Raw genomic sequence first — 8,563 nt, forward strand, 5'->3', positions numbered from 1 at the left:
CATTTGACTCACCTGCTCCCTTTAATACCTTTATTATACAGGAAAAAAGGTACAGCCTCCTCAGTTTTCTTGAGGGTCTATACCTTTTTAAGTATTAAAGGGACTTTTTCAGTGGCCTCCTAATATGGCGGGAGCATTTTTATATTAAGTTCGGAAAAGGGTGTTTAAAAGTAAAGCAATCCATATTTTTCTTGACGCGTTTAATGATAATCGATACAATATATTGTATCATGAGATTGCACTCATACTAAATATTGTGTTTAACAGGGGGTTATTGTATGTACTTATCGGATAACGCTGTTAAGGTTCTTGAAAAACGGTATTTGTCAAAAGATGAAAATGGCCGGTTTTTAGAAGATGTTGACGGGATGTTCCGCAGAGTTGCTAAAGCTGTCGCCAGTGCAGATGCTCCGTATGTTTCAGTATCAGAGTTACAGGCTATTGAGAATGAATTCTATGAAATGATGTCTAGTCTTGAGTTCCTGCCAAATTCACCAACACTCATGAATGCAGGCAGGCCTTTGGGACAGCTAAGCGCTTGTTTTGTACTACCGATAGCAGACACAATGGAAGATATATTTGAAACGCTAAAAAATGCCGCTATGATTCATAAAAGCGGCGGGGGAACGGGCTTCAGTTTTTCGAGAGTAAGGCCTAAAGGTGCTTCTGTAAATTCTACAGGTGGAGTTGCCAGTGGTCCGATTAGTTTTATGAAAGTTTTTAATGCTGCTACTGAAGCGGTAAAGCAGGGTGGAACGAGAAGAGGAGCCAATATGGGCATTCTCAGGGTCGATCATCCTGATATAATGGATTTCATTACTTGTAAAAAAGACAACGCAGATATTACAAACTTTAACATTAGTGTTGGAATTACTGAAGAATTTATGAAAGCGGTAGAAGAAAATAAGGAATATGACTTAATAGACCCTCACAATCAGAATGCAATCGGCAAATTAAACGCAAGAGACGTATTTGATGTAATTGTAGATATGGCCTGGAGTAATGGCGAACCTGGAATCATATTTTTAGACAGGCTTAATCAGGGAAATGTAACACCTGAGCTGGGAGAGTTTGAAAGTACCAACCCTTGTGGTGAACAGCCGCTGCTTCCGTATGAATCCTGCAATCTCGGTTCTATAAATTTGAGCCTGATGATAACAGATACAGAGGACGAACCGGATATCGACTTTGAACGAATTGGCACTGTTGTGAAAAAAGCCATTCATTTTTTGGACAATGTCATTGATGTGAATAAATATCCACTACCCGAAATCGATCAGATGACAAAAAGCACCAGGAAAATTGGGTTAGGTGTTATGGGGTGGGCAGATCTGCTTTGTCAGTTGAATATCCCATACAATTCGCAAAGGGCATTGGCACTTGCGGAACAGGTAATGTTCTTCATTCAGGAGCAATCAAGGAAAGCGTCAATGGAATTGGCGGAACTAAAAGGCGTGTTTCCGCATTTTGAAAAAAGCATCTATCAACAGCAGGGGCTCCGGGTACGAAATGCAACCACAACTACAATAGCGCCAACTGGAACGTTAAGTATAATAGCTGGTGTTTCCAGCGGTATTGAACCCTTGTTTGCTTTATCTTACATAAGGAATGTTATGGATAATGAAGAACTAATTGAAACAAATCCATTTTTTAAACAAGTTGCCATAACCGGTGGATTCTACACTGATTCATTAATGAGGATAATTGCCAATAAGGGAACAATAAAAGGGTTGGCAGAAATACCGGAATCGCTGCAAGATGTTTTTGTTACCGCACATGATATTTCACCGGAATGGCATGTGAAAATGCAGGCAGCATTTCAAAAATATACCGATAATGCCGTCTCTAAGACGGTTAATCTCAGTAGTAAAGCAACACGGGAAGACGTTAAGGATGTATTTAACTTAGCGTATCAGACAGGTTGCAAAGGTGTAACAATCTACCGGGACGGCAGCAGGGCGTTGCAGGTGCTTAATATCGGTAAAGTTAACGGAAAAGAGACACCCAATCAGGAAACCCCCATGACAGAAACTAAACAAGGTTTTTTTGCCCCAAGATCCAGACCTGATATAACTACCGGCTTTACTGAAAAAGTTAAGATTGGCTGCGGAACTATATTTATTACTGTAAATTATGATCAGCATGGTATCTGTGAGGTTTTCACCAACACTGGCCGTGCCGGTGGCTGCCCTTCACAATCTGAAGCTACGGCAAGGTTAGTCTCAATTGCTCTGAGATCCGGAATGGACGCCAATTCGATCATAGATCAGTTAAAGGGAATAAGGTGTCATTCGACAATCAGGCAACAAGACTTGAAGGTATTATCATGTCCTGATGCGATTGGCAAGGTTATAGAAAAAGTGATGAAATTCAAAAATGGTGAAAAAGTTGAAAACAATAATGTTCTTATAGCATCAATTAATGGGTGTCCGGAATGCGGTAAGACAGTAGAGCACGAAGGCGGTTGCGTAATTTGCCGGCATTGCGGATTCAGTAAATGCGGTTAGGATAATAAATCACGGGGATAGGACCGGCATTTCCCAATTTTAGAAGTACCAGAGTAAAGGTTGAGTTAATATCCTGAAAACGACGTCTGGACCTGCCGGGAGTTCCTGGCAGGCCTGTTTTCTTGGAGCAAAAAATCCATACTTTCTGGCTTCAAAAGAGATTTTCTAACTTATAGAGGGTTAGGAAGTCTTTTCTTTTTCTATAATTACTCGCCATTTTGAACGAATGGTTCTAATCAGACGGGTGCAGTCTATAATAGATGAACCGTATAATTAAAAAAGACTACTGAATGAATGCCGAACTTCATTGTACTGCAATAGCTCACTTACTGTGACAAATTCGTAACCGCGCTCCTGAAGATTATCGATTATAGTTCCTAGAGCCTGTGGTGTGGGTAAGGGGTATTGACCGTCATGCAGCAAGATAATACTGCCAGGCTTAATCTCCCGTAATACATTGTCAACAACTCTGTCTGTAGGTGGACAGCTCCAGTCCCGCGGATCAATTGACCATAAAATCACCGTATAACCCCGCTTATGGGCTGTATCAAGTACTTGAGAATTATAAAACCCTCCAGGCGGTCGGAATAAAGTAGGCTTAGGCGCAATTGATAAAATTACGTTTTCCGCTTTTTCGAATTCCTCCGAAATTTTTTGCGGGCTTAGATTAGGCAATGACGGATGACTAAAAGTATGAGTGCCAATCTCATGGCTATCCGCTACTTCTTGAGCGAAAATTTTGGGGAACTTCTCCACATTCACTCCAAGAACAAAAAAGGTTGCTCTTACGTGTTTTTCCCTTAGGATTGCTAAGATCTCCGGTGTTACCTTATTGTGTGGTCCATCGTCTATTGTTAATGCTACTACTTTATGCGTAGTAGGAACCTTAGAGATTGTTTGAGCATCGCCCGATAAATTCTTTTCTGTTACACCTGCTATAGTAACAAGCAGGGCTATCGTATAAAACAGCAAGCGAAAGCTTTTCATAGGGAGTTCACCCTTTCATGCTTTTACTGATAAAAAGTATAAACACCCTTAGCGATTGCCTCGGCAAGCTTGCGCTGATATTCAGGAGATTGCAATTGCTGGCGCTCTTCCATATTAGTAATGTAGCCAACCTCAATGAGAACGGCAGGAATTTTGTTACGGCGCAGTACAAAGTAGTCTGCGTCCTTGGCTGTCCGGCTTGTCTCTGTAACGTTACAGAGTTCAGCTTGTATTGAATTGGCTAAGGCCTTTCCCTTTTCCGACTTGTTATAATAAAAAACCTCGGCACCATGCCTCTTGGCGTTGGTAACGGCATTAGCGTGGACACTGATAAATAAGTCTGCATCTGATTCTTCCACCATTTCTACCCGGGCCATCAAATCACGGTGATAACGCCCTCTGACCTTCTCGTTGTCACATTCGGTACTAAGTTCTACGTCTAATTGGCGGGATAATACAACTTTAGCACCATACTGGTTAAGCACATCTTTAAGCTGGAGTGCAACTGCCAGATTAATATCCTTTTCGAGCACGCCTGGACGGTTTGCGCCGGGATCAATACCGCCGTGCCCCGCATCTACAACAACAACCTTGTCGGTTATTATATGGGTAGCATTATGTGCATATAAGGTGCTTAATAATAACATAGTAGGTATTAAAAAAAGGCTAAAGTGACGTTTACCAATGTATAAAATCCTCATGGCATTTCACCTCACTGCTAAATATATGCGAAAAATAAAAAGATATTTCAAATTAATTGGAAAGGATAGTTATGATTTTACGATACGTTTATAAGCTGCTGGCAGTACTTATATGCTTCGTTCTTGTTTTATTTGGTATTAATTCTTTATATTTTTATTATCAGGAGAAACCGGAAGCTGACATACCATTGCCGTCATTGCCTATCGTACTAAATGAGACCAGACTGCTTGTGATTGCGCCCCATTGTGATGATGAAACTCTTGGTTGTGCGGGCATTATTCGTGACGTACTCGCTGGCGGTGGACAAGTTATGGTCGTCATCATGACCAACGGCGATGGCTTTACTTTTGCCGCAAAGGAACAGTTTCACCGGCTGTTTCTTACTAGTTCTGACTATATTCGGTCTGGGTATGCCCGACAGGATGAAACCTTTCATGCCTTACGTTGGCTGGGACTGACGGAAAAGCAGATTATCTTTTTGGGTTATCCTGATCGAGGTCTTAGGGCAATCTGGGCGGATAACTGGAATAGCAGCCAGCCATACCGGTCAAGGTATACCGACAGTGATCATTCACCTTACAACAACAGTTATCAGAAAGAAGCCCCTTATGCCGGAGAAGGGGTATTAGCCAATCTCGGGCAAGTTATGAGTGAGTTCAAGCCTACCCTGATCTTATCACCCCATCCTGCTGACGAACATCCTGATCACTCGGCAACCTGGGCTTTTGTGGCTGCTTCTTTTGTAAGGCTTAGTAACAGTGGAATGTCACCCAAGCCTGAATTATATACTTATTTGGTCCACCGCGGTGATTTTCCAATACCCCATGGATATAGACCGGAGGAAGTACTGCTGCCGCCAAGGCCGTTACAGCAGAGCCATAATGATCAATGGAAGACATATGTACTAGATTCTGACAACGAATATATTAAAGAGCAATCCATCAGAGAATACGTAAGTCAACTGCGGGTTCCAATAATGTCAAGCCTGCTAAATAGTTTCATTAGAAAAAATGAGTTGTTTGAAGAGGTTCACATTCCGGCCGTTAAGCAGGAATTATCAGCGGTAGATTTATCTAGCCTGGATGCGTGGCAAAATCAGGAGCCAATTTTAGTCACTTCACGAGGCGTCAATCCGCTTGGCGCGCTCGAGTATAGAGCGAATATCGTAGATATAGAAGGCGCTACTCAAAATAAGACCATGTGGCTGCGTTTTCACGTGCCGGATTTTTTGAAAAAAAGAATGAGGTATCATGTGTCAATAGTGGAATTCCGTATACTGCAGAGCAAGCTGCAGCGGGAAAAGAAGGAATTTTTTTTCAGCGCGGTAGATACAAATCTACCCCTGGATAATATCATTCGTTCTCAAGATGATGTAATAATTAAAATTCCATATCCCCCGCAAGGATTACCGGACTACTTTTTTATTCAGGTACTGACTAAAGATAAGTTCGGAGCGGTCAGTAATCATACAGTGTGGCAGCCTGCATGGATACAAGCACATTAAGGCAGCAAAGAGCAAGTAACCGAAATTAAGTAGCTGCAAACGATTAAATGCCAATAAGTTACAGAGAGCCTTGCCTCCTGAAAGTGGTATAAGGCTCTCTTTCCTTAATAAAATCTGATTTGCAGTGAAAGTTATATATAAGCTCGTTTGTAAGAAGGTAATTTAATGAAGAAGGTCTAATCGTTGAAGATAAGATGGTCAGAGTAAAGAATCTAGTTCAGAATTCGGGCCATAGTTAGTGCTATGTTGATGAAGGTATTTAAAAAGAAAGTTGCCGAGACAGTTATAAGAATTAAAATAATGTGTTTTAGCAATGGGAGGCGAATTTTTTTTGGAGCAATTTTTTCAGGCAGTTATAGAGTATATCTCCCTATGGGGCTACGCGGCGATCGTTATCGGAATGGCGCTGGAAAGCGCTTGTATCCCGGTGCCTAGTGAACTGATTTTTGGTTTTGCCGGGTATCTAGTATATCTCGGCCGGTTGGATTTCACTCTGGCTGTCATTGCTGGGGTAGTTGGCGGACTAATTGGCTCAGTTGTAGCCTATTATGTGGGATTCTATGGTGGCCAGCCGTTTATAGCTAAATATGGCAGGTATGTCTTATTGTCCAAACGCAATGTAGAGTTGGCACAAAAGTGGTTTGATCATTACGGGCTTAAGGCTGTGTTTATCAGCAGGCTACTGCCAGTGGTGCGTACCTTCATTTCTCTACCGGCCGGTTTTGCCAAAGTCGATTTTGGCAAATTCATTTTTTATACTGCGCTGGGGTCAATCCCCTGGACGATAGGATTAATTTATGCTGGTAAATTATTAGGAGAAAACTGGCAAATAATAAATACCATTGGCCATCAGGCCAGCCTGATCGTCGCTGTCGGTCTTGCTGCCATCGCCCTCTATTATTATCGGAGAAGGCATACCAAGCAAACTTCATAATAACAAGTAGTTATGCGCCTACTAGCGGAAGGATGAATAATAGGGATTATGGTTAGTCAAAAGAAAAGTAATGGCACAAGCAACTTCTTAAAGGGAACACTGGCGTTAACTGTAGCCGGAGTGGTTGTCAAAGTCATCGGTTCATTAAACTGGATTATTCTTTCCCGGGTTTTAGGTGGTGAAGGAATCGGCCTGTATCAGATGGCTTTTCCCATTTATCTTCTTGCTCTTAGCTTGTCTTCAGCCGGTATTCCGGTAGCTATTTCAATTATCACGGCCGAAAAGGTAGCTCTCCGGGATTACCGGGGGGCTAACCGTGTTTTTTACTTATCCTTGACCGTATTGGCCATTTCCGGGTTACTATTAAGCGGGGCTGTCTATCTCGGAGCCGGGTGGCTGGTTGAACATCAGATTATTAGGGATGCCCGGGCTTATCCCGCTATTCTAGCGCTGGCTCCAGCTATTTTTCTTGTCACTATGTTGTCAAGCTTCCGTGGGTACTTGCAAGGTTGGCAGCAAATGACACCGACGGCTGTATCGCAGATTGTTGAGCAACTATTTCGCGTTGGCGCTATGCTGCTTTTTGCCGCTTGGATGTTGCCGTGGGGGATTGATTATGCGGCAGGCGGCGCAAGCATGGGGGCTGGTGTGGGCGCTGCTGCAGGGTTGGTTGTGCTAATTTACTACTATTTTAAGTTGCAGCGTACTTTGCCTGATAGTAGTAGTAACGATAAGGGTTTAACGCCTGAAAGCGACGTAAGTCTAATGCACCGCATGGTGAGATTGGCGTTGCCGGTGTCGCTGTCAAGTATCATGTTGCCGCTGGTATCGAATATAGACCTCTTAATCGTGCCGGTTAGGTTAGAAGCGGCTGGTTACACAGTGGAACAAGCTACCGAATTGTTCGGATACTTGACAGGCATGGCGGTGCCGCTTGTAAATCTTGCTACGCTGATAACGGCAGCGTTGGCCACAAGCTTGGTGCCTGCAATGGCTGAAGCGCAGTCAACCAATAACACGCAGCAAATCAAACACCGGACAGTTGCAGCCATAAGGCTGACCAATCTAGTGACGATTCCTGCTGCCGTTGGGTTAGCGATTTTGGCCACGCCGGTGGCAGCCGTAGTGTATCATGCACCGCAGGCCGGGGCAGTAGTGCAGGTTGTAGCGCTCGGGGTGTATTTACTGGGTATTCATCAAGTGACAACCAGTATTTTGCAAGGTATGGGCCATACTGCTTTACCGTTAGTTAATATGGGGATTGCGGCGGTAGTGAAAGTGGCACTTAATTGGAACCTGACCGCGCTATCAGGGTTTGGCATTTTAGGGGCTGGCTGGGCCACCAACGCTGATATTGGCGTGGCTGCTTTGCTCAATTTGGTGTTTGTTTACCACTATACCGGATTTCGTATGGCGTTTAACGGAGTGGCCAAGATCGTTTTGGCCACTGGTGTGATGGGGGCCGCGCTGTACGCAGCAAACGGCATTCTTTTGCACCATGCAGGTGGAATGCTAACAATAGTGGTAGATATGATTGTTGCTGTTGGGGTGTATGGAATTATCTTATTGCTGCTAAAAGAACTGACTGAGCAAGACCTAATGCGGGTGCCGTTTTTAGGTAGTTATTTGATACGCGCCTTTCACTATATGCGGCTTTTTTAGGCGCTAGTTTCAAACATTAGAAGGATATCACGGCTAACAGCTCTAGCGTCAACATTCGTGTGGAAGACCTAGTAAGTTTTAGCTTACTGCGATTTTTTGTTGCTGCCGGACTGGAAGGGATAACAGAAAAAGGGGCTGTCTCAATAAGAAATTGAGGCGGCCCCTAAATTTTTGAAAAAAATACGAGAGGCAGGTTCCGCAGAACCTGCCTCTCAGTGTAAAATTAAACTGCCATGAAAAACCTTACACACATAAATCCTACACCAA

General features: G+C 43.3%; 6 protein-coding genes. 4 read left to right on the plus strand and 2 right to left on the minus strand.

The window, feature by feature from the left end; translation table 11 throughout:
* The first annotated feature begins 278 nt into the window (after positions 1-278).
* Entirely contained in the window at positions 279-2,507 is a 2,229-nt protein-coding gene (locus VN447_RS23170) for a vitamin B12-dependent ribonucleotide reductase (RefSeq protein ID WP_325528817.1), read from the plus strand.
* Positions 2,508-2,780: 273 nt separating this feature from the next.
* Here VN447_RS23170 and VN447_RS23175 read toward each other — a convergent pair whose 3' ends face one another.
* Positions 2,781-3,494 carry a polysaccharide deacetylase family protein gene (locus VN447_RS23175; RefSeq protein ID WP_325528819.1) on the minus strand — a complete coding sequence of 238 codons (714 nt, stop codon included), beginning with the start codon at positions 3,492-3,494 and terminating at the stop codon, positions 2,781-2,783.
* A 23-nt stretch (positions 3,495-3,517) separates the two neighbouring features.
* Positions 3,518-4,195 carry an N-acetylmuramoyl-L-alanine amidase gene (locus tag VN447_RS23180; RefSeq protein WP_325528821.1) on the minus strand — a complete coding sequence of 226 codons (678 nt, stop codon included), beginning with the start codon at positions 4,193-4,195 and terminating at the stop codon, positions 3,518-3,520.
* 71 nt (positions 4,196-4,266) lie between these two features.
* Between VN447_RS23180 and VN447_RS23185 the strand changes: the two genes are divergently transcribed.
* The 3 genes from VN447_RS23185 (at position 4,267) to VN447_RS23195 (ending at position 8,296) form a co-directional block, all read left to right on the plus strand.
* Positions 4,267-5,700, plus strand: a complete 1,434-nt coding sequence (locus VN447_RS23185) for a PIG-L family deacetylase (protein WP_325528823.1) — start codon at positions 4,267-4,269, stop codon at positions 5,698-5,700.
* 331 nt (positions 5,701-6,031) lie between these two features.
* Positions 6,032-6,634 carry a DedA family protein gene (locus VN447_RS23190; protein WP_325528825.1) on the plus strand — a complete coding sequence of 201 codons (603 nt, stop codon included), beginning with the start codon at positions 6,032-6,034 and terminating at the stop codon, positions 6,632-6,634.
* Positions 6,635-6,682: 48 nt separating this feature from the next.
* Positions 6,683-8,296: a polysaccharide biosynthesis protein gene (locus tag VN447_RS23195; protein WP_325528827.1), complete on the plus strand. Its 1,614-nt coding sequence runs from the start codon at positions 6,683-6,685 to the stop codon at positions 8,294-8,296.
* Positions 8,297-8,563 lie beyond the last annotated feature (267 nt).

This window comes from Sporomusa sp. (assembly GCF_035561155.1).
In the GTDB taxonomy this organism is placed as follows: domain Bacteria; phylum Bacillota; class Negativicutes; order Sporomusales; family Sporomusaceae; genus Sporomusa.

Excerpts from the sequence above, each read along its gene's own strand:
- VN447_RS23170 (WP_325528817.1), top strand. The coding sequence starts at position 279 with ATGTACTTATCGGATAACGCTGTTAAGGTTCTTGAAAAACGGTATTTG.
- VN447_RS23175 (WP_325528819.1), bottom strand. The coding sequence starts at position 3,494 with ATGAAAAGCTTTCGCTTGCTGTTTTATACGATAGCCCTGCTTGTTACT.
- VN447_RS23180 (WP_325528821.1), bottom strand. The coding sequence starts at position 4,195 with ATGAGGATTTTATACATTGGTAAACGTCACTTTAGCCTTTTTTTAATA.
- VN447_RS23185 (WP_325528823.1), top strand. The coding sequence starts at position 4,267 with ATGATTTTACGATACGTTTATAAGCTGCTGGCAGTACTTATATGCTTC.
- VN447_RS23195 (WP_325528827.1), top strand. The coding sequence starts at position 6,683 with ATGGTTAGTCAAAAGAAAAGTAATGGCACAAGCAACTTCTTAAAGGGA.